Source organism: Paenibacillus sp. MZ04-78.2, assembly GCF_024213375.1.
Classification (GTDB): domain Bacteria; phylum Bacillota; class Bacilli; order Paenibacillales; family NBRC-103111; genus Paenibacillus_G.
In genome coordinates this window covers 27,318-47,115 of the sequence record NZ_JANAVJ010000035.1, presented here as the reverse complement: position 1 = coordinate 47,115, position 19,798 = coordinate 27,318, and the positions used below count along the sequence as shown (strand labels likewise).

The window sequence follows — 19,798 nt, the reverse complement described above, 5'->3', positions numbered from 1 at the left end:
TGATCGACAGCACAGAGAAATAGAGGGGGTGCGGCCTGTGTTCCAATTATTCATCGCTAATTTGGCATTATTAACTGCATTTATGTTTTTGTCAAGCCGCCTCCTGCGCAACCATGAACGGAAGCCGTTTTTACCCGCTAAGCTGCGTTTCGCTATCGGAGGGGCGCACGGGTTTTTTGGCATTTTACTGATGTTCTTCAGCGTCAGGTTCGACGGGACGACGATTCTTGATTTTCGGCAGATTGCCATTATCGCGGCGCATTTCGGAGGGATCTACGCTTCGGCCGTGACGGGTGTGATCATCGCCATCGGCCGGATTGCGATGTTCGGGGTGACTCCGTCTTCTCTGACGGCAGCCACGACAGCCGTGCTTCTCGGCCTGATCAGCGGCATCCTAGCGAAGCGTATTACGGATTATTGGAAAAAATGGCTGTTTTCCATCGCGGCAAGCATTGGAGTCGTCACCTCCAGCTTGTTCTTCTTGCTCGGATGGCAAAGCTGGAAGGTAAACCTTTATTTTGTCGCGGTCATTTTGTCCGGTGGTCTGTTCGTTGCCTACCTGATCCGCTATTTGACCGATGCCAACCGTCTCGTCTATCAATTGGAGGAAAGCGAAGCCAACTACCGGCGGTCGTTTACGCTGCAGGAAGCGATTTTTCGCTCAGCGACCGGCGTTGCGATTATTTTCACCGACCCGGCCGGTGTCGCCAAAGTGTTCAATCCCGGAGCGGAACGAATGTTCGGAATTCCTGCCGACGAAGCCATCGGACGGCGGGTTCCAGGCACGATCGTGGAGCCTGAGGAGTTTGCGCTGAAAAAACAGGAGCTGCAGCGTCGTTTAGGACGAACGGTAGATGATCTGGAGGTGTTCGTGGCAGGCTTGTCCGAAGGGAAAGGCCATGAACAGGAATGGACCTTCGTCCGGTGGGGCGGAGAACGCTTTCACGTCCACTTGATGCTCAGCGAAGTGAGAGAACGCGGGGACCGCTTGCTTGGCTATTTGGCGATCATCGTCGACAGGACGGAGTCGAAGCGGGCTGAAGAGACCATGATGCAGGCTAACCGCATGCTGGAGCAGTTGTCGCGCCGCGACGGGCTGACCGGAGTAGCTAACCGCCGGGCGTTCGACGAATTTCTTGATGCGGCCTGGGTCAAAGCGGCGATGTATTCGCAGTCGCTATCCGTCATTATGCTCGACATCGATTGCTTCAAAGCGTATAACGATACGTACGGCCATCAAGGCGGAGACGCTTGTCTGAAACAGGTTGCAGGCGCTCTGCAACGAGTCGTCGGCAACATGGACGGTCTCGCTGCCCGCTATGGCGGAGAGGAGTTTGTGGTCATTCTGACGGCATGCAGAGGGCTGCAAGCCGCCGGCGTGGCGGAGAGCATCCGCCGGGAAGTGGAAGCGCTTCGCATCCGGCATATCGGATCGTCGGCGTCCGAGTACGTCACCGTCAGCGTTGGTACTGCTTCGTCCATTCCGTATGCGGGGCTCTCGCCGCTCGAATTGGTCGGCATGGCGGACAAGGCGCTGTACCGGGCTAAGCAGGAGGGACGAAACCGAAGCGAAAGCTATCAGCCGGGGAACCGACCGGAGAGCGCCGGGACTAGCGGCGCAAGTAGAGCTGCCGGTCGCTTGTTATAGTAGCTGACGCTCGGATATCCGGCGCGTTCGGCGATTTCCTTCATCGTCAGCTGTTCCAGCTCGTCCGGAAAATCGACATAGACTGTTCGTATAGCGTTTTCGCCGGGGGCGGGAGCGCTATTCTTTTTTTGCGGCGATTTTTGTTGAAATATTTAGAATTCTTTAGCAAAAAACTATTTATCTCTGGAAGAAACGAGTGGTATTATTTGGGGGAATAGTGAAGTAAAGGGGGTGCGGAGATTTTCATCGCTTAAGCGTTGCCGGAGTTAGCTAGATTCGCGCATCTTGGTTCAGACGGAAAATCCAAAACCAAGAGGAGGATCTTCATGAAAAAGCTATCGATCAGCGCATTGTTTTTGTTTTTGCTCGCACTGGTTGCTTTTGCTTCCCCTGGATCGGCGGAAGAACTTCAGCCGCCCCAAGCTTCATCCGGAACAGGCACGCAAATATCTGGCAATATCGGCCAAGATACGGTATGGACTAAAGCCGGCAGTCCCTACATCGTGACGACAACTGTTCTCATCTATGGTGACGTCACACTATCCATCGAGCCGGGCGTTGTTGTCAAGTTCCGTGATGAAGGCTTAACTCAAACTACAATGCGGAGACGAATACCGTGACAGCACCGACCTCAGGGCTGAGCATTGGCAAGCATAAGTTGGAAATTTTGGCATGGGATCACGTGGGGCTACAATCAAGTTATATCACCAATTTCACTGTTGCACCTGCGCCGAGCGGGCCGGTATGGCCCGAGGGCAGCACGCTAAGCGCGTCGAACGTAACGTCGTCGTCGCTGACTTTGAACTGGACGACGGCACAAGGAGCGACCGGGTACCGGATTTACCGAGACAGCAGCGTCGCGAGCTCCGTTTACGGCAGCGTCTATTCCTATGACATAGGGGGATTGCAGTCGGACACGACGTATACATTTTCCGTCGAAGCTGTGGATGCGGCAGGCAATGTCAGCCCGAATAATCCGGCGACAACGGTGAAGACGAAAGCGGCTCAAGGAACGACGGAGGCATTCCGCTTGCAGGCCTGGCCCGGCTTTTTGAACGCTGGCTTCACAACGCGTGTCGGACAGCCGGGGTACGACAGGATGTACGATTTGTACAATGACGGCGTGATCGACGGCACGGACGTGAAGTTCGTGGCGGACAAAGTCGCCGGGTAAGACTTCATTTTTTCCTTCCGCCGGAACGGTAACGTTCCGGTTTGCTTTATTTACCGGAATGTGCCGCAGCGGGTTCGTCCACCGCATTGCCGGATGCCGTCCGGTGCGAGATTGTGATATAATGATCGGACAAACGCCACCATTTGGAAGCGAGTGAAGCGCAAAGCATGAACGTGCGGGAGCAGTTCGGAAATATTGATATTTATTTGTTCGACCAGCTGCTGAAAGGGAGAATCGCTCCCGGGATGCGGTTGCTCGATGCAGGCTGCGGGAATGGACGCAATCTGGTCCATTTTCTGCGCGAAGGCTACGACCTGTGGGCCGTGGACCGGTCGGCCGAAGCGGTGAAAGCGGTCCGCGCTTTGGCTCGCGAGTTTGCGCCGGACGGGGAGCGTATTCCGCCGGAAGAGCGTTTTCGTGTGGAGCCGGTGGAGAAAATGAGCTTCGCCAACGATACGTTTGACGTCGTCATCTCTTGTGCGGTGCTTCATTTTGCCGAAAGCGAAACCCATTTTCAGCAGATGGTATCGGAGCTTTGGCGGGTGTTGAAGCCAGGAGGCCTCTTGTTCGCGCGTCTCGCTTCGGGCGAAGGCCTGGAGGACCGCATCCGTCCGCTTGGCGGCGGCCGCTATGTGCTGCCGGACGGTAGCGAGCGGTTTCTGGCCGACTCCGGGCTGCTGGAGCGCACGGCGGAAAAGCATCATGCTTTACAGGTGGAGCCGCTGAAGACGGTGAACGTGGAGAACCTGCGGTGCATGACGACCTGGTGCTTGAAGAAGCCGCATATTTTATTTTTCGATCCGATCGAAGAACGGTCGGAAGAACGATTGCCGGAGGGGACCGGAGAAACGGACGAAACAGGAACGGGAGGATGACTTCAATGAAGCTGAGGGTTTCGGCGGTACAATACCATTTGCATACGATTGGCAGCTTTGAACAATTTGCTGCGCAGGTGACGAGCTATGTCAGGACGGCGGAGGAGTTCGAATCGGACTTCGTGCTGTTCCCCGAGCTGTTCACGACCCAGCTCATGTCCATAGGCCGGGGAGACGGGAGCGGCGAAGCGCTCCAGATCGGGGAGCTGCCGCAATATACGCGGCAGTATAAGGAGCTGTTCCAGGGCTTGGCCCGCGAAACCGGCATGCATCTGATCGGAGGAACGCACATTATTGAAGAAACCGGCCGGTTGTACAATACGGCGTTTTTGTTCTATCCGGACGGCCGGATCGCCGAGCAGCGCAAGCTGCACATTACCCCGTGGGAAGTAAAAGGATGGAACATGGCGGCGGGCGATGCACTTCAACTATTCGACACGGATAAAGGACGGATCGCGATCCTCGTTTGCTATGATATGGAGTTTCCGGAGATCGTCCGGATGGCCCGGGCTCGCGGGGCGGACGTTATTTTCTGCCCGTCGTGTACGGATGACCGGCACGCTTTCCACCGGGTACGCTATACGTGCCATGCCCGGACGATCGAGAATCAAATTTACGTCGTGGCGACCGGTACGGTCGGTTCGCTGCCGACGGTCGATTTTATGCGGGGCAATTTCGGGCAGGCTGCGATCATTACGCCGAACGATGTGCCGTTCCCGCCGGGCGGTTTGATGACGGCCGGGGAAGTCAACGACGATATGATCATTACCGGGGATTTGGACCTTGCGTTGCTGTACGAGGTGCGGGAAAAGGGCTCCGTTACGACCTGGAGAGACCGGCGCACCGATCTGTATCCGGATTGGAAGTAAGGGAGGAACGGCTGTGGGCTCGTACCGGAAAGACATGTACGTATTCGACGGAGACCGTCCCGTTAAGGCGACGATCCGCTCTTACACCGAACGGGACTTCGCCGGCTTGATTCGGATTCAGCAGGAAAGCTTTCCGCCGCCGTTTCCTTCGGAGCTGTGGTGGAGCGAGGAGCAGCTCAGGAATCACGTCGAACGGTTTCCCGAAGGCGCGCTCTGTGTGGAGATCGGCGGCGAATTGGCCGCATCGGTGACGGGTCTGCGGGTCGATTTCGATCCCGCGCATGCCGATCATACATGGGAGGGGATTACCGACGGAGGGTATATCCGCAACCATAACCCGTCCGGCAACACGCTGTATATCGTGGACATCTGCGCGCGTCCGGCTTACCGGAAGCTTGGCCTCGGCAAATGGCTGATGCTCTCCATGTACGAGGTGGTCGTCGAGCTGAAGCTGGAGCGGCTGCTCGGCGGCGGCCGGCTGCCCGGGTATCACCGGGTATCCGGGGAGATGACTGCCGAAGACTACGTGCGCAGCGTGCTGGAAGGAGAGCGGAAAGACCCGGTGCTGACGTTCCTTCTGCGGTGCGGCCGAACGCCGGTGAAATTAGTTTCCGATTATTTGGAAGATGAAGAATCCCTGAATTACGCGATGCTGATGGAGTGGCGCAATCCGTTTCTCAGCGCGAAGCGGCAAGAAACGGTCTGACCGGCGGGATGAAGTCGTTAGCCCGCTCGGCAGCCCGTGAACGATACTCCAAGGCTCGCCAAGACCTTTCCGCACAAGCGCGGCAAGGTCTCCTTTGCGTTCGCAGTTCCATTGCTCAGGCTCCGCCGCTTTCATTCCGTACGAGTCATGTCGCTCCTCGAACTGAACTAGCCTCAGGACGTTTATGGCCTCCGGTTTTGGTAAACAATGGTCTACTGTAGCTTGTGGAACGTTAAGGAGGGTGCAATCTTTGGGAACGAGATGGAAAACGGCGGCGATTTCCACGGTGTCGCTGCTTATGCTTAGCGGCTGTCAGCACGACCTGCGGGCTTGGTTCGGACAAACGGAGAAGCCGCAGCAGCGGCATGAGCCGAAGCAGTCGGAAGACAGCGCCGCCGTAATGGCGAATGAAGCGAAGGAAGCCGTTCAGGTGAACATCCTGGGCAAGCAGGGAACGATGATCGGAACGGCCAAGCTGACACCGGCCGGGTCGGGAGGCGGCGTGCGGATTGAACTGGAAGCCGCGTCCTTGTCTCCGGGACCGCACGGCTTCCACGTGCATGAGACCGGCAAATGCGAGGCGCCTGACTTTACTACGGCCGGAGCGCACTTCAATCCCGAGGCCCGGAAGCACGGCTTAAACAATCCGGAAGGACCGCATACGGGCGACCTTCCGAATCTAGAAGCGGATCAACAAGGCAAGGTCAAGGCGGATTTCGTCGCCAAACAGCTGACGCTGGAGCCGGGGCAGCCGAATTCGCTCCGCAAGTCTGGCGGTACGGCGTTCGTCATTCATGAGAAGGCGGACGATCTTAAGTCGGACCCCGCCGGCAATGCGGGCGGGCGCATCGGCTGCGGCGTGGTCCGTTAACCAAGCGGCGAGTCGGCGGCGAAGCGTTCCGTCGATTCGCTTTTTTTGCATTCATGCTTTATTACGCGCGCGTTTAAACCACCGAAACAGGAGAAAGACTACCGCGGCGCAGCCCAATACGATAAAGAACACCTTCAAATTTCGTTCGATAAGCATAAACATTTGCTCCCACTGCTCTCCGAAAACATAGCCTACCAAAAAAAACGAAGTGACCCATAACGCGGTGCCGCTATACGCGTAGATGATAACATTACGATAAGGGATGCGGATGATGCCGATAAAATACCCGATGAACTGCCGGATGCCGGGAATGAAAAAGGCGATAAGCAGCAGCTTGTCCCCGTACTTATCGTAGTAACGGCGCGTCTTCTCTATGATGGTCGGTTTTAGGGACAGCCATTTGCCGAACCGTTCGATCAGCGGCATGCCGACCTTGTACCCGATCCAATAAGTCACGGTCACGCCAATGAGCGCTCCCGTCAGCGCAGCAGCAAAGGCCGGGAGCGAAGTGAGCACGCCTTTGAACGACAAAAAACCGGTATAGGCCAAGGTGCTGTTTCCCGGAGGAATCGGCAGCGCAATAAAATCCAACGGTATACCGATCAGTAATACGAAATATCCGTACTGCTCAAACAATTGCTGGACGACATGCAATAGGTTCATCTCTATCTCCCCTTATCTCTGTACTCCTTTTATCATATTAGATTTTCCAAGCAAAATACAATTCGGAAGGATTTCTGAATGAATGATCGTAACAAGGGGACTCGGCTGGCGGCGGGAACCAGGTTCGAACTTTTTGCCTCTATGACAGGGGGCGGGCTTGTAGTATACTAAAATTCGGCCTTTTACGGCTTGATCCAGATACGATAGAAAGGACGCTCAAGATGAGATTTGACGTTGACTATATTTCGTTTTTTGTCATTCAAGTGGACGGGGAAGACGGAGCGCCGGGCAAGCGCAGCAAGCACTACGTCACCATGGACGGTGACGATTACGCGGCGTGCGAGCTGAGCGGATTTCTGGACGGCGAGTTCGCCAAGACGGCGAAGCGCAAGGCCGAGCGTCATGCCAAAGCCGAACAGGTGCCGACCAAAATCGGCCGTTTCGCGGTCGAGCCCGGGTACGACCTGGACAGCAACCCGAATTACAACTTGTTCGCCAGATTGCGCGCCGCCGAGACGCTTGAGCATTTCAAGGGCCATGCGGACGAGCTCGTCACGACCTACATGGATGCCAGCGCGATTCGCGGCGGGGCCATGTTTATCGTGCGCGCAAGGCTCAGTCAATACTCCGACGAGCCGTTCTTGTTCGTGTTCAAATGCGACTTCGAGCAAAAGATCGCGCGCATTACGGACGAGCGGAGTTTGCTCAATAAAGTTGAGATGGCGATCAACGCCAAAAATATGAAGTCGATCATGTATCCCTATATGCCGGAGCCGGGGATGACGGAGCTGTGGGAGCTGAAAATCCACCAGTCGTCGCATGCCCGGTATTTTGAAGATTTTTTGAAATACGTCGAATATGAAAAGTCCGTGCCCGAGCTGATGAACGAGCAGGTGTTCGGCTTCGTGCAGCAGTACGTCGAGGAGGTATTCGAAGACCATCCGGAGGCCAAGGAGCGGGAGCTTGAGGCGATGGAGCTGTGGGCATGCGGCGAACAGCGCGAATTGCAAGAGAAATGGGATCAATCGCAGGTGATGGAAGCGACGTCCGTCATGGTCGAGCAAAAGCCCGACCTCGAAATGAAGCTCAAGCTCGGCAACATGTCTGTTCGCGCCTTGCTGGCCGATTTCGGCGACCGGCTGCATATCGCCAAGCTTGGCGACCGTTACGTCGTTGTGTTGGAGGGCGATTTGCAATTCGACCGGGGAATTTCGCCGGTGGAGCTGCTGGCTCCGGAACCGCTGGAATCGCTGATGGAGCGGCTCAAGCGGAAAGCGGCGGAGGAAGAACGCGAAGGGATGTATGCGTAAACGAAAGGGCTTTGCGCGGGCCGTTCCGTGGCAAGATAAGCTTGGACCAAAAAGGGAAGAGGGAAGCATGAATCAGGGCTGACGCGGTCACGAACCGGCGTCAGCTTTTTTAATGAGCTTGGTCACACGGTAATGTGCGGCGCTTCACGGCAAGCGGTCCGCAACCATAGAAAAACGATTGACTTCAAGCGGAAATCGATGGTAATATCTTCTTTACTAACACGGGGGTAATAAAAGAACGAAATGTAATCGCTTAATTACTTGTTTTATGAGGTTTACTTATTTAGAAACGCGGTTTTCCTATTCTTTTATTAACGACAGTGGAGAAAATAAAGAGAAAGGAGCAGGCATAGGTCAATTTTAGTTTGGAAGCGGCAAACACGAAAATGATCAAATGATCAATCCGGAGGCGTTTTGCATGAAAAAATGGACTTTTTGTTTCGTTAGCTTATTGTTAATGTTCAGTATGATTTTGTCCGGCTGTAATTTTACCGGCGATGCTCCCCAAGGCGCGGAATCGTCAAGCGGCCAAGCCGCCTCGAAGGATGGGGATCAAACGGCCGGCGGGAAAGCAATCACCTTATCTATGGAAACGGAAATTACGGATTTGAACCAGTTTTCCGCATCCGACAATGTTTCCTTCGCCATCCTGAACAATGTTAACGAAGGGCTGTACCGTCTGGACCCAAAAAACGAGCCGCAGCCGGCGATGGCCAAAGGGGTCGATATTTCCAAAGACGGATTAACGTACACCTTTACGCTGCGCGATGGCGTAAAATGGAGCAACGGCAGCCCGGTGACGGCGGCGGATTTCAAATTTGCGTGGCTCGGCTCGATGAAGCCGGAAACGTCGCTTAGCGGGTACGCCTTTATTTTGACGGATTATATTGAAGGCGGGGCGGAGTACGCCGCAGGCAAAGCGGCCGATGTCTCCGGTATTGTGGTGAAGGATGACAAGACGCTCGCGGTCAAGCTGAAAAATCCGACGCCCTTTTTCCTCCGCTTAGTATCCTTTATTCCGTATTATCCGTTGAACGAAAAATTCGTGAAGGAAAAAGGAAAAGAATTCGCGCTGAAGCCGGAAAATATGCTGTACAACGGGCCTTTCGTGCTCACCCAATTCGATCCGGCCGGCGGCGCGTTATTGGAGAAAAACCAGAACTACTGGGACAACGGCTCGGTGAAGCTGGATAAAGTCAATATTAAAGTGGTGAAAGAAATGAACACAGCCTTGAATTTGTTTAAGGTCGGGGAGCTGGATCGGGTGAATCTGTCGTCGGCCGATGTGAGCGCTAACAAAACGAGTCCCGAATTCGGCTCCGACATCGAATTTGCGACGACTTATCTACAATTTAATTTGAAAGCGGACGACGTATCCAATCCGAACATCCGGAAAGCACTTCAATTGGCTTATGACAGCAAGGTGCTGGAGCAGCTTTTGAATAACGGGTCGAAGGGAGCCGTGGGATTGATCCCCGATCTTATGAACGGAGCGGGCGGCAAGTCGTTCCGCGACATGCAGGGAAAGGTGACTGCGCCGGACATCGCCAAAGCCAAGGAGCTGTGGGCTCTAGGGATGAAGGAACTCGGTCACGCGCCGAAAATCAAGCTGCTCGTCATGGATGACACGGTGAATAAAGATGTCGGCACGTTCCTGCAAAGCGAATTCAAGAAAAATCTCGGAGCGGAGATCGTGATCGAGTCGATGCCGAAGAAGGCCCGCAACAAGCTGATGGACGACAGCAGCTATCAGATGGCCGTCACCGCTTGGGGAGCCGATTACGACGACGCTATGACGTATCTGGATCTCTGGATCAACCACACGCCTTACCGCGGGAACTACAACAATCCGAAGTACGACCGTCTGATTGTGGAAGCGAAGAAGGAAGCCGACGAAGCGAAGCGAGCGGAAATGCTGCTGCAGGCGGAGAAATTGCTGGTCGGCGAGGATGCTGTCGTGGCGCCGTTATTTTATAAAGGCTACGCCTTCCTCCAGAAAAAAAATATCGAGGGACTTGTTTATCATCCCTACGGCGCGTCGTGGGATTTCAAATACGCGGCCAAAAAATAACGTTGAATCATGAGGATCGGGAGAGGAAGCGGGTTCTTTCTCTCCTTTTCTGTAGGCCAACGTGGCGTGAAGGTGTGAAGAACGGTACAAAGAGGTGCAGGAATGAAAAAATATATCGCCATTCGGGCTGTCTACATCTTGATTACGCTGTGGATCATTGCGACGCTGACGTTTTTTCTCATGAAGCAGCTGCCGGGATCGCCGTTTGACGAAGAAAAATTGGCTTTGCTGCCGGCTGCGGCGAAAGCGGAAATCTATGCCAAATATAGCCTGGATCAGCCGGTATGGAAGCAATATGTGAATTACATGAGTAATTTGGCGCGGGCTGACTTGGGCACTTCCTTTTTTTATAAAGGCCAGCCGGTGCTGGACATTATCGTGAACCGCCTTGTTCCGTCCGCGCTTATCGGCGTCCAGGCGATTGTGCTCGGCGTTGCGCTTGGTCTGATCCTCGGCGTGGTCGCAGCGCTCCGCCATAATACGATGTGGGATGCGTTCGCGATGTTCATTGCGGTGATCGGCGTATCGATTCCCAACTTCGTCTTTGCCGCATTGCTGCAATATTATGTCGGGATGAAGTGGGGACTGCTGCCGGTCGCTTTTTGGAAAAGCTACTCCAGCTCCGTCATGCCCTCCATTGCGTTATCGCTGATTGTCATTGCGCTGATCGCCCGGTTTGTCCGCAACGAAATGCTGGAAGTGTTGCAGCAGGACTATATCGTACTGGCGAAAGCCAAGGGGCTTAGCCCATTCGCCATCGTATGGAAGCATGCGATCCGCAATGCGCTGATTCCCGTCGTTACGATTCTGGGTCCTATTACCGTGAATATTTTGACCGGCTCGCTGGTCATTGAAAGCATATTTAGCGTGCCGGGGATCGGCAGTTTGTTTGTCGATGCCATCAAAATGAACGATTACACGACGATTATGGGCGTAACGATCTTTTACAGCGCGTTTTTTGTGCTGATTGTGCTGATCGTCGATCTGCTGTACCGGGTCATTGACCCGAGAATCCGTCTGGCGGGAGGGGAGAAGTGACTATGCTGAATTACGAATCTCGGGAGCTGGACCGCTTGTTCGTCCCGACCACCGTCGATCCTCAAGAGAGCGAGAGCGTATCCGGTCCTCCCTTGAACGCGTTTCAGGAAAGCTGGCGGCGGCTGCGCCAAAACCGCGGAGCGCTTGTCAGTCTGTACCTTCTTCTTTTCCTTGGTCTCATGTCCGTGGTTGGCCCTTGGATGAGCCATTATACGTACTTCGATACGAATTACAGCGCCGCTTACCAAGGGCCGAACGCCGATCATTGGCTCGGCACGGATAAATTCGGACGCGACCAGTGGGTCCGAATTTGGCAGGGCACGCGCATCTCGCTATTTATCGCCCTGCTGGCGGCGGCACTGGATCTGTGCATCGGCGTTGCGTATGGGGCCGTCTCGGCGCTGCTTGGCGGCAGAACGGATACGATCATGCAGCGGATCATCGAAATTTTGGTCAGCGTGCCGAGCCTGATTGTCGTCATTCTGCTGATGATGGCGATGAAGCCGGGCATTTTCACAATCATTGTGGCGATGGTCATTACCGGCTGGGTCAACATGGCCCGCTTGGTGCGTGCGCAAATATTGAAGCTGAAAGAGCAGGAGTTCGTGCTGGCCGCCCGTACGCTGGGGGCAAGCAACTCGCGCCTGATCTTGACGCATCTGGTTCCGAACACGGTCGGCGTCATTGTCATCAATACGATGTTCACGATTCCCACGGCGATTTTTACAGAGGCGTTCCTCAGCTTTATCGGTCTGGGGCTGCAGGAGCCTATGGCTTCGCTCGGCGTGCTCATTAATACGGGGTATCAATCACTAAACACGAACTATTATTTGCTGTTGTTTCCGGCTTTGATCATTATTGCGATTATGGTGGGCTTCAATATGTTGGCCGACGGATTGCGGGATGCGCTGGACCCGAGAATGCGCAAATAGCCTGAAGCATCATGTCATGGACTTGTGAACGAGAGAACAAGGAGCGATACGAGGATGGAGAACATTCTGGAAGTGAAGGACCTGGAAATTTCGTTCCAAACCTACAAGGGGGAAATTCAAGCCGTCCGCGGGGTCAGCTTCGACCTGGCAAAAGGGGAGACTTTGGCCATCGTCGGGGAATCGGGCTCGGGGAAGTCGGTCACGTCCAAAGGCATCATGCGTTTGCTGCCGCATCCGTACGGGAAGATCAAGAACGGGAAGCTTCTGTTAGCGGGCGAAGATTTGATGAAGCGCTCGGATAAGCAAATGCGGGACATTCGCGGGGCCGAAATTTCGATGATCTTCCAAGACCCGATGACGTCGCTCAATCCGACGATGACGGTAGGAAGTCAACTCATGGAAGGCTTAAGGCAGCACCGGAAGCTCGGCAAAACGGAAGCCGCGGAGATCGCGCTGGAGCTGCTAAGGCAGGTCGGCGTCCCGAACCCGCAAGTGCGGATGAAGCAATACCCGCACCAATTTTCCGGGGGGATGCGGCAGCGTGTGGTGATTGCCATTGCGCTTGCCTGCAACCCGAAGGTGCTGATTGCGGATGAGCCCACCACGGCGCTGGACGTGACGATTCAAGCGCAAATTTTGGACTTATTGAAGGAGCTGCAACGGGAAAAAGGGACGTCCATCATTCTGATTACGCATGATTTGGGAGTCGTCGCCAACATCGCTCACCGGGTGGCCGTCATGTATGCCGGGCAAATTATCGAGACCGGAACGGCGGACGAAATCTTCGTTGACCCGAAGCATCCGTATACTTGGGGCCTGCTCTCCTCCATGCCGAAAATCCACGAGCATACCGAAGCGCTGCTGAGCATCCCCGGAACGCCGCCCGATCTGATCCGTATGCCGGCCGGGTGCGCTTTTGCCGCCCGGTGTCCTTATGTTATGGAAGTGTGCCGGGCCCTGCCGCCGAGAACGACGGCGATCACGGAAACGCATCAGGCCGCTTGCTGGCTGTTGGACGAAAGAGCTCCGCGTATTCAGCCGCCGCAAGGTGTGGCGGGAAGTGCCGCGCGATGAATGGTTTGCAAGGCGCAAGACCATGAAGGGGGAATAGGTAAAGATGAAAGTCATCAACTGGACCGAGGAAGTGTGGGCAAGGAAAGAAGCGCTGCTGGGCGACCTCGCGGAGCTGCTGAAAATTCCGAGCGTCAAAGATTTGAGCACCAGCGAAGCGGGCAAGCCGATGGGGCGGGAGATTGCCGGGGCGTTGGAGTTGATGCTGGGACTTGCCGAGCGCGAACAGTGGCGGACATGCAGCTTGGACGGCTATGCGGGCTATGCGGAGTACGGTCCGGCCGAGAGCGCCGATTATATCGGCGTGCTGTGTCATCTGGATGTGGTCCCGGCGCCCGGACCATGGACTTCTCCGCCCTTTGAACCGGAGGTGCGCGACGGAAAATTGTACGCGCGCGGAGCGATCGACGATAAAGGGCCAACGATGGCGGCGTTTTATGCGATGAAAATCGTTAAGGAGCTGGGCCTTCCGCTGAAGCATCGGGTACGGATCATCTTCGGCACGGACGAGGAGCATACGATGAGCTGCATGGAATATTACCGTCGCGTCGAGAAGATGCCGGTAGCCGGGTTTGCGCCGGATGCGGATTTTCCGATCATTCATGCGGAAAAGGGGCAGATCAATACGAGAATCGTTCTGCAGAAGAACGACGATACCGGCAAGCAAGAGGGGACGAGACAAGGGAATGTGGAACTGGTTTCCTTCCATTCCGGGAGTGCGGCGAATATGGTTCCCGAATCGGCGGTAGCTGCGGTCACCGGAGAGCTTTTGCTTCTCACGGCCATGGCCGGTCAATTTAACGAGTATTGCAGTGGAAATCGTCTGAAAGGGACGGCAGCCGTTCAGGATGGGACGCTTGTCTTGACTTTGCAAGGGAAGGCGGCGCACGGCATGGAGCCGCAAGTAGGCGTAAACGCCGGGCTCAAGCTTGTTCATTTTCTGAGGGAGTACGATTTTCAGCCCGATGCGCGGCATTTTATCGCCTGTCTGGACGAATATTTTTACGACGATCCTGCGGGGCGGCGCATCGGGATCGATTGCGAAGACGAGATTATGGGGCCTCTGACGGTGAATGTCGGGATTATGCAGTATGAGGCTTCGCCGGAGCCTTCGTTTGCTTACCTTAATATCAGGTTCCCGCTTGTGGCGGATGAGCTGCGGCACGTCGAGACTATTCGCGACAAGGTCGGGAAGTACCTTTTTGTCGTAGAACCGCCGATTCTGAAAAAGCCGCATCATGTGGCAAAGGATCATCCGATGATTGCAGTGCTTCAGGCCGTCTACCATGAAGAAACTTCGCTGGAGCCCGAGCTGCTTACGACGGGCGGAGGCACGTATGCCAGCTTCCTGGATAACGGCGTCGCGTTCGGCGCGTTGTTTCCGGGAAAAGAAAACGTCGCTCATCAGACGGACGAATATATCGAGATCGAGGATTTGCTCAAAGCGACCGTCATTTATGCCAGAGCGATTTACGAGCTGGCTAATTTGGATTATTAATTTTGTGGAATTGCCAAATATTAGGAATAATTCTTCGCCTGCGATTCGTACGTAGCTCCTGGAGCTGTGTGTGGATTTGCAGGCGAATGTGCGTTCTTGGACGAACCTCTTCACCTTCTTATCCCCTGAAAGAGAAAAACCCTTCTGACAACCCCAGCATTTCCAAACTTACCCCCGACATCGGATACCGGTTATTTGCGGTATAATAAATGATTTAGAGCGAAATTATTTTTTTCATTTTCAGTGAACCTTATGGGGCGACGGAGCCAATACATCGTGTATACAATTTCGGGAGGCCTCCAATGGATAACGAACAACTGAACGTCTGGCTTGACCGGCTGATCGACGGGAACCCGGACGCTTTTGAAGTGATTTACGGCATGACCAAGAACAAAGTGTATGCAACCGTGGCGGCTTTGGTAGCTCATCCCGCCGATGTCAACGACATTGTGAGCGAGATTTATTATCAGCTATGGCGGGCCTTGCCGAGCTACGACCGCACGCGTCCTTTTCTGTTCTGGTTAAACGGGATCGTCCTTCGGCAAATAAGCAGCTGGAGGCGGCAGCTTTGGAGAAGATTCCGTTTGCTTGAGAAAAAAAACCGTTTGAGCGTGGAGCCGCATGTGGAACGGCCGGAGGAACCGCTGCTGGAGAACGAATCGCAAAGAGAAATGCAGCGCCTGATCAATCAACTGCCGTTTAAGCTGCGCATCGTGATTATATACCGGTTTTATTATGATTTTTCGCAGGAGCAGGTGGCGGAGCTGCTGCAAATTCCGCTCGGCACGGTCAAATCCAGAAATCATCTGGCCTTGAAGCAGCTGCGCCAATGGTTGGACACCCAAGCAAATAAGGAGGCTAGTTCCGAACATGTCAATCTCGGACGAAATTAAACAATCGCTGACAGAGCAATTTGACAAGACGCAAGTTCCGGAAGACGTCGATCAGCGGATAAGACAATCCTTCGTACAATTTCATGAGAAAAAGGAGAACAAGAAAATGAAAAAAACAATCATCGCTTTCAGCATTGCGGCGGCCGTACTGATCCCGACAGGAGCTTATTCGCTCAGCAGCTCTTATTTTGTCAAGGATCAGGCGAACATCAACGGAGTGGTCGACAGCGGGGTAAAACGCGCGCTGTCCGAAGGGCTGTCGGTGCCGATCGACCGCAAAATCACGGATCAAGGCATCACGATTCATTTTAAAGAAGTATATGTCGAGGATGCCAAGGTGCTGGTTCACTACCGGATCGAGAAGCAGGATGGCGCGCTCGTTCCTTGGGAATTCGACACGACCGGGCTGCAGATCATTTCCGACGGGAAAAAAGACGGCAAGCAGGTGGAAAATCCGACCTACCAGGAACTGGGTATGGAAGGTTTCAGCCAGCTGAGCTTTATCGGTACAGGACGGAAAGACCATCTTCCGTTTCGCCTGACCGATGCGGCGGGCAAAGAAATCAATACAGGCATTGCGGACAAGGATAAGCCGGAAGGGGTAATCGCCTTCGTGACGAGCGGCGCTTCATTGCCTCAAACGATTAAGCTCAATGTAGATATCGACCGCATCGGCAAAACAAAGGGGAGCTGGAAGGGAGATATCGCCATCGATCAAAGCAAGGCCAAGCAGGCGACCGAAGCGGCACGTTAAGCAATAGGGGTAGGGGGAATTTCCCCCTACCCCTATTCTCTAATAATTGGCATGGATTTTTCAATCCAAACCGCTTCGTGCTACAATAAAGATCAGGGCATTCGTGGAAAAAAAAGGAGCGATGGGATATGTCGGTTTACGATTTTTCGGCCACAACAATTCAAGGGGCGGACAAGCCGCTGTCGGACTACCGGGGCAACGTGCTGCTGATCGTCAACACGGCGAGCGCCTGCGGCTTAACGCCGCATTACGAAGGACTTCAGAAGCTGTACGAAACGTATAAGGACCAAGGTCTGGTCGTGCTCGGCTTTCCGTGCAACCAATTTGCCGGACAGGAGCCCGGGACGGAGGCCGAGATCGCACAGTTCTGCGAAACGCGTTATAACGTGACGTTCCCGCTGTTTGCCAAAATCGACGTCAAGGGAGAGCACGCGCATCCGCTTTACCAATACTTGGTCTCCAACGTACCCGAGCCTTACCGGACCGGGGATATCGAATGGAACTTCGTGAAGTTTCTGGTCAACCGCCAAGGCGAGGTCGTCAAGCAGTACGCTGCGCGCACGGAACCGGCGGCCATCGAGGAAGACATACAAAAGCTGTTAAGTGAATAAAACGTAGAGCGAGCAGTCTGTTCCGCACCGGGACAGGCTGTTTTTGTCGTTCATGCGGGGGGAGAAGAGTAAAGAATGAGTCTGTGGGGCACTATTTGTACTAACAACCTAAGGGAGGTATGCTGGCGGTGAACCACTCCCAAAAACCTCTTTCATCGAACTTAGAGGAAAATGTGCAAGCTGTACTAGCCGCTCTTCATCACAGCGCCGATCTGATCGTCCGACAATTCGCTGCTGATATGGGAGAAAAAAAGCGTGTAGCCGTCCTATTTATCGAAGGACTTGTCAATATCGCCGAGATTAACGAACGTATTATACATACGCTTATGTTCCGAATGGCCGACTATGAGAATGTCACTTGGACGGATTCATCCAACTGCCCCCAGCTTCCGCTACCTGTAGCCTCCTTGCTGCTAGTCCAAGATATTCAGACCCTGACAGGTTCAATCCTCAGAGGTCAAGCGGTCATATTGCTGGACGGCTGGCAAACCGGCTTCGCCGCAGATACGGGGGATATCGAGGACCGAGGGATTGAGAAGCCGACCAGCCAGACGGTGATCCGCGGTCCCCAGGAAGGCTTCACTGAAACGTTGCAGACGAATCTTGCCCTGATCCGGAAACGGTTGTCTAGTGCAGATTTGATCGTCACCAAGCAGGAGCTGGGCCATGTTACCAAGACAAAGGCGGCAGTTGTTTATCTAAAGGATACGGCGGACTGCGATGTGGTTCAAGAAGTGTACCGGCGGCTCGGGCGGATTGATCTGGACGGGGTGCTGGAAGGAGCCTATATTGAAGAGTTTATACAGGATTCCAAGTATTCTCCTTTTCCCACCGTATCAAATACGGAGCGTCCTGACACGACGGTAGCCGGGCTGCTGGAAGGAAAGGTCGTCATTCTTGTGGATGGCAGTCCGTTTGTGCTGATGGTTCCGTGCCTGTTCAATACGTTCCTGCATTCGGCAGAGGATCATTACCAGCGGTGGACTTATGTATTGACGAGGCCGATGCGTTTTGTCTCTTATTACTATTCCTTGCTGGCCCCAGCTTTGTATATTGCCATCACGACCTTTCATCACGAAGTGCTGCCCCCGCCCTTGCTGATCAGCCTGTCGGCTCAGCGCGAAGGGGTTCCGTTTCCCGCTTTTTTCGAAGCGCTAATCATGATCGCGGCTTTCGAGCTGCTGAATGAGGCCGGCGTTCGAATGCCACGGGCCATCGGATCGGCCATCTCGATCGTCGGCGCAATCGTATTGGGTCAGGCGGCGGTCGAAGCCGGATTCGTGTCGGCGGCCATGGTCATTATTGTATCAAGCACTGCGATCTCCAACTTTGTCATTCCTTCCATTGAGGCTGCGGTGCCTATCCGGCTGCTGCGGTACGCCTTTATGGCTGCTGCCGCTTTCATGGGCATGTATGGCTTGTATGTGGCCGTCATGGCGATGCTGCTTCACTTGTCCGGTCTTCGCTCCTTCGGCGTACCTTATATGTCGCCGATTGCTCCGCTTCGCCGAGAGGATATCAAGGATAGCCTGATCCGCCTCCCTCTCTGGTCGCGGCGATCCACGACACAACAACCCAAAAGGTGAGATGATGAACCTCAAAGCCGTGCTGATGCTGCCTCTGCTAGCAGCCCTGCTGCTTCCGCTTACAGGTTGCTGGGACCATAAGGAACTGAATAATTTGGCGATTGCCTCCGGTATCGGGATCGCGAAGTCGGACGGACGGTATGTCATCACCGTACAGATCGAGAACGCAGGGGAAATAGGCAAAAAAGGCGCCCCAGGCGCCATCGCCCCGATGGCCGTCTTCCAGTCCAGTGGCGTGACGGTCTTTGAAGCGCTCAAAAAAATGACCGCCGTCTCGCCGAGGGAAATTTACATCTCCCACCTGCGGTTCATCGTCCTGAGCGAGTCGCTGGCGAGGGAGGGGGTTGGCGAAGCGCTAGAGCTTTTTTCCCGTTCAGCAGGGTTCCGGACAGACTTCAATATCTTGGTCTCGCGTGACAGCGATATTGTAAATCTGTTAAGTACCCTGACACAGATCGAGAAAATCCCCGGCAACAGCATCTATTCCTCTATTCGCTCTGCGGCTAAGAACTGGGGAGCTTTTCAGGAGATCTCCATTGACGAATTTATTTCGAAAATGCAGAGCAAGACGACTTCGGCAGTGCTGCCCGGCCTCCGGTTGGCCGGAGACGGTGAAGTCGGTCGAGGCCTCGTGAATATCCAGAACAGTCTGGCTCCCGCGCAAATCGAACTGAATGGTATGGCGGTTTTCAAGAAGGACAAGCTGAGGGGCTGGCTGAATGAGAAGGAAAGCATCGGCTTTGCCTTCGCGGTCAATGAGATTAAGAATACGGCGGTCCATGTGCCTTGCGGGAATAGGCGGGAGATGGCCGTGAATATACTGCACGCCAAAGCTAGTATCCAAGGGCAGCTCGATGCCGGCAAGCCCCGCGGTTCTATCGACCTGAAAGCAGAAGGAAATATCGAGGAACTGGCGTGCCCAAAAGACGTCTCAAAGTCTGATGTCTTGGCGTCACTGGAGGAAGCGACCGGGCAGAAAATCAAGCAATACTTGACCAGCGCTCTAATGAAGAGCCAAAAAGATCTGAACGCCGATGTATTTGGATTCGGTGAGGCAATCCACCGCTCCGCTCCGAAAAAGTGGAAAGCCATTCAGAAGCAGTGGGATGAATTATTCCCCCGTATGCCGGTAGAGGTCAGCGTCAAGGTCAAGCTCCGAAGCAGCGGCCAAACGAACAAGAGCTACCTGGATAATTTGGAATAAGTAGGAACGCCGACAGTCATGTTG

At 54.3% G+C, this 19,798-nt stretch carries 19 protein-coding genes; 18 read left to right on the top strand and 1 reads right to left on the bottom strand.

The features are described from left to right. Positions 1–37 precede the first annotated feature (37 nt). The 7 genes from NLX71_RS20390 to NLX71_RS20360 all read left to right on the top strand — a co-directional run bounded on the left by NLX71_RS20390 (position 38) and on the right by NLX71_RS20360 (position 6,143). Positions 38–1,648, top strand: a complete 1,611-nt coding sequence (locus NLX71_RS20390; RefSeq protein WP_254365603.1) for a diguanylate cyclase domain-containing protein — start codon at positions 38–40, stop codon at positions 1,646–1,648. A gap of 326 nt (positions 1,649–1,974) precedes the next feature. Then, complete coding sequence (locus NLX71_RS20385) at positions 1,975–2,268, top strand: hypothetical protein (protein ID WP_254365602.1); 294 nt, start codon at positions 1,975–1,977, stop codon at positions 2,266–2,268. Beyond that, positions 2,265–2,822: a fibronectin type III domain-containing protein gene (locus NLX71_RS20380; protein WP_254365601.1), complete on the top strand. Its 558-nt coding sequence runs from the start codon at positions 2,265–2,267 to the stop codon at positions 2,820–2,822. Before NLX71_RS20385 ends, NLX71_RS20380 begins: the two co-directional genes overlap by 4 nt. Positions 2,823–2,965: 143 nt before the next feature. After that, positions 2,966–3,697: a class I SAM-dependent methyltransferase gene (locus NLX71_RS20375; RefSeq protein ID WP_254365600.1), complete on the top strand. Its 732-nt coding sequence runs from the start codon at positions 2,966–2,968 to the stop codon at positions 3,695–3,697. 5 nt (positions 3,698–3,702) lie between these two features. Beyond that, a complete protein-coding gene (locus NLX71_RS20370; RefSeq protein WP_254365599.1) occupies positions 3,703–4,566 on the top strand; it encodes a carbon-nitrogen hydrolase family protein in 864 nt (287 codons plus the stop codon). 34 nt (positions 4,567–4,600) lie between these two features. Further along, a complete protein-coding gene (locus tag NLX71_RS20365; RefSeq protein WP_254365614.1) occupies positions 4,601–5,272 on the top strand; it encodes a GNAT family N-acetyltransferase in 672 nt (223 codons plus the stop codon). A 250-nt stretch (positions 5,273–5,522) separates the two neighbouring features. After that, positions 5,523–6,143, top strand: coding sequence for a superoxide dismutase family protein (locus NLX71_RS20360; protein WP_302058365.1), 621 nt, complete (start codon positions 5,523–5,525; stop codon positions 6,141–6,143). A gap of 51 nt (positions 6,144–6,194) precedes the next feature. On the opposite strand, the gene NLX71_RS20355 is transcribed toward NLX71_RS20360, so the two are convergent. After that, positions 6,195–6,806, bottom strand: a complete 612-nt coding sequence (locus NLX71_RS20355; RefSeq protein ID WP_254365597.1) for a DedA family protein — start codon at positions 6,804–6,806, stop codon at positions 6,195–6,197. Positions 6,807–7,027: 221 nt separating this feature from the next. On the opposite strand from NLX71_RS20355, the gene NLX71_RS20350 reads away from it, so the two are divergent. The 11 genes from NLX71_RS20350 to NLX71_RS20300 all read left to right on the top strand — a co-directional run bounded on the left by NLX71_RS20350 (position 7,028) and on the right by NLX71_RS20300 (position 19,774). Further along, the gene (locus NLX71_RS20350; protein WP_254365596.1) at positions 7,028–8,116 is read left to right on the top strand and encodes a DUF3900 domain-containing protein; all 1,089 of its coding nucleotides are present in this window, start codon (positions 7,028–7,030) and stop codon (positions 8,114–8,116) included. Between the two features lie 418 nt (positions 8,117–8,534). Then, positions 8,535–10,187, top strand: a complete 1,653-nt coding sequence (locus tag NLX71_RS20345) for a peptide ABC transporter substrate-binding protein (protein ID WP_254365595.1) — start codon at positions 8,535–8,537, stop codon at positions 10,185–10,187. Positions 10,188–10,289: 102 nt separating this feature from the next. Next, positions 10,290–11,225 (top strand): ABC transporter permease, encoded by a 936-nt coding sequence (locus NLX71_RS20340; RefSeq protein WP_254365594.1) that lies wholly within the window; start codon positions 10,290–10,292, stop codon positions 11,223–11,225. 2 nt (positions 11,226–11,227) lie between these two features. Then, entirely contained in the window at positions 11,228–12,157 is a 930-nt protein-coding gene (locus NLX71_RS20335; protein WP_254365613.1) for an ABC transporter permease, read from the top strand. Positions 12,158–12,211: 54 nt separating this feature from the next. After that, positions 12,212–13,231, top strand: a complete 1,020-nt coding sequence (locus NLX71_RS20330; protein ID WP_254365593.1) for an ABC transporter ATP-binding protein — start codon at positions 12,212–12,214, stop codon at positions 13,229–13,231. A 43-nt stretch (positions 13,232–13,274) separates the two neighbouring features. Further along, positions 13,275–14,726, top strand: coding sequence for a dipeptidase PepV (gene pepV, locus NLX71_RS20325; RefSeq protein ID WP_254365592.1), 1,452 nt, complete (start codon positions 13,275–13,277; stop codon positions 14,724–14,726). 302 nt (positions 14,727–15,028) lie between these two features. Further along, positions 15,029–15,619, top strand: a complete 591-nt coding sequence (locus tag NLX71_RS20320; RefSeq protein ID WP_254365591.1) for a sigma-70 family RNA polymerase sigma factor — start codon at positions 15,029–15,031, stop codon at positions 15,617–15,619. Beyond that, on the top strand, positions 15,597–16,373 hold the full coding sequence (locus NLX71_RS20315; protein ID WP_254365590.1) for a DUF4179 domain-containing protein: 777 nt from the start codon (positions 15,597–15,599) through the stop codon (positions 16,371–16,373). The genes NLX71_RS20320 and NLX71_RS20315 overlap by 23 nt, the downstream gene beginning before the upstream one ends. Positions 16,374–16,501: 128 nt before the next feature. Beyond that, positions 16,502–16,984: a glutathione peroxidase gene (locus NLX71_RS20310; RefSeq protein WP_254365589.1), complete on the top strand. Its 483-nt coding sequence runs from the start codon at positions 16,502–16,504 to the stop codon at positions 16,982–16,984. Positions 16,985–17,157: 173 nt separating this feature from the next. Further along, the gene (locus NLX71_RS20305; RefSeq protein WP_254365588.1) at positions 17,158–18,570 is read left to right on the top strand and encodes a spore germination protein; all 1,413 of its coding nucleotides are present in this window, start codon (positions 17,158–17,160) and stop codon (positions 18,568–18,570) included. A 1-nt stretch (position 18,571) separates the two neighbouring features. Then, positions 18,572–19,774, top strand: coding sequence for a Ger(x)C family spore germination protein (locus NLX71_RS20300; RefSeq protein ID WP_254365587.1), 1,203 nt, complete (start codon positions 18,572–18,574; stop codon positions 19,772–19,774). Positions 19,775–19,798 lie beyond the last annotated feature (24 nt).

Coding starts and splice junctions, on each gene's coding strand:
- pepV (WP_254365592.1), top strand. CDS start 13,275: ATGAAAGTCATCAACTGGACCGAGGAAGTGTGGGCAAGGAAAGAAGCG.
- NLX71_RS20385 (WP_254365602.1), top strand. CDS start 1,975: ATGAAAAAGCTATCGATCAGCGCATTGTTTTTGTTTTTGCTCGCACTG.
- NLX71_RS20315 (WP_254365590.1), top strand. CDS start 15,597: ATGTCAATCTCGGACGAAATTAAACAATCGCTGACAGAGCAATTTGAC.
- NLX71_RS20365 (WP_254365614.1), top strand. CDS start 4,601: ATGTACGTATTCGACGGAGACCGTCCCGTTAAGGCGACGATCCGCTCT.
- NLX71_RS20300 (WP_254365587.1), top strand. CDS start 18,572: ATGATGAACCTCAAAGCCGTGCTGATGCTGCCTCTGCTAGCAGCCCTG.
- NLX71_RS20345 (WP_254365595.1), top strand. CDS start 8,535: ATGAAAAAATGGACTTTTTGTTTCGTTAGCTTATTGTTAATGTTCAGT.
- NLX71_RS20355 (WP_254365597.1), bottom strand. CDS start 6,806: ATGAACCTATTGCATGTCGTCCAGCAATTGTTTGAGCAGTACGGATAT.
- NLX71_RS20320 (WP_254365591.1), top strand. CDS start 15,029: ATGGATAACGAACAACTGAACGTCTGGCTTGACCGGCTGATCGACGGG.
- NLX71_RS20370 (WP_254365599.1), top strand. CDS start 3,703: ATGAAGCTGAGGGTTTCGGCGGTACAATACCATTTGCATACGATTGGC.
- NLX71_RS20340 (WP_254365594.1), top strand. CDS start 10,290: ATGAAAAAATATATCGCCATTCGGGCTGTCTACATCTTGATTACGCTG.
- NLX71_RS20335 (WP_254365613.1), top strand. CDS start 11,228: ATGCTGAATTACGAATCTCGGGAGCTGGACCGCTTGTTCGTCCCGACC.
- NLX71_RS20310 (WP_254365589.1), top strand. CDS start 16,502: ATGTCGGTTTACGATTTTTCGGCCACAACAATTCAAGGGGCGGACAAG.
- NLX71_RS20330 (WP_254365593.1), top strand. CDS start 12,212: ATGGAGAACATTCTGGAAGTGAAGGACCTGGAAATTTCGTTCCAAACC.
- NLX71_RS20350 (WP_254365596.1), top strand. CDS start 7,028: ATGAGATTTGACGTTGACTATATTTCGTTTTTTGTCATTCAAGTGGAC.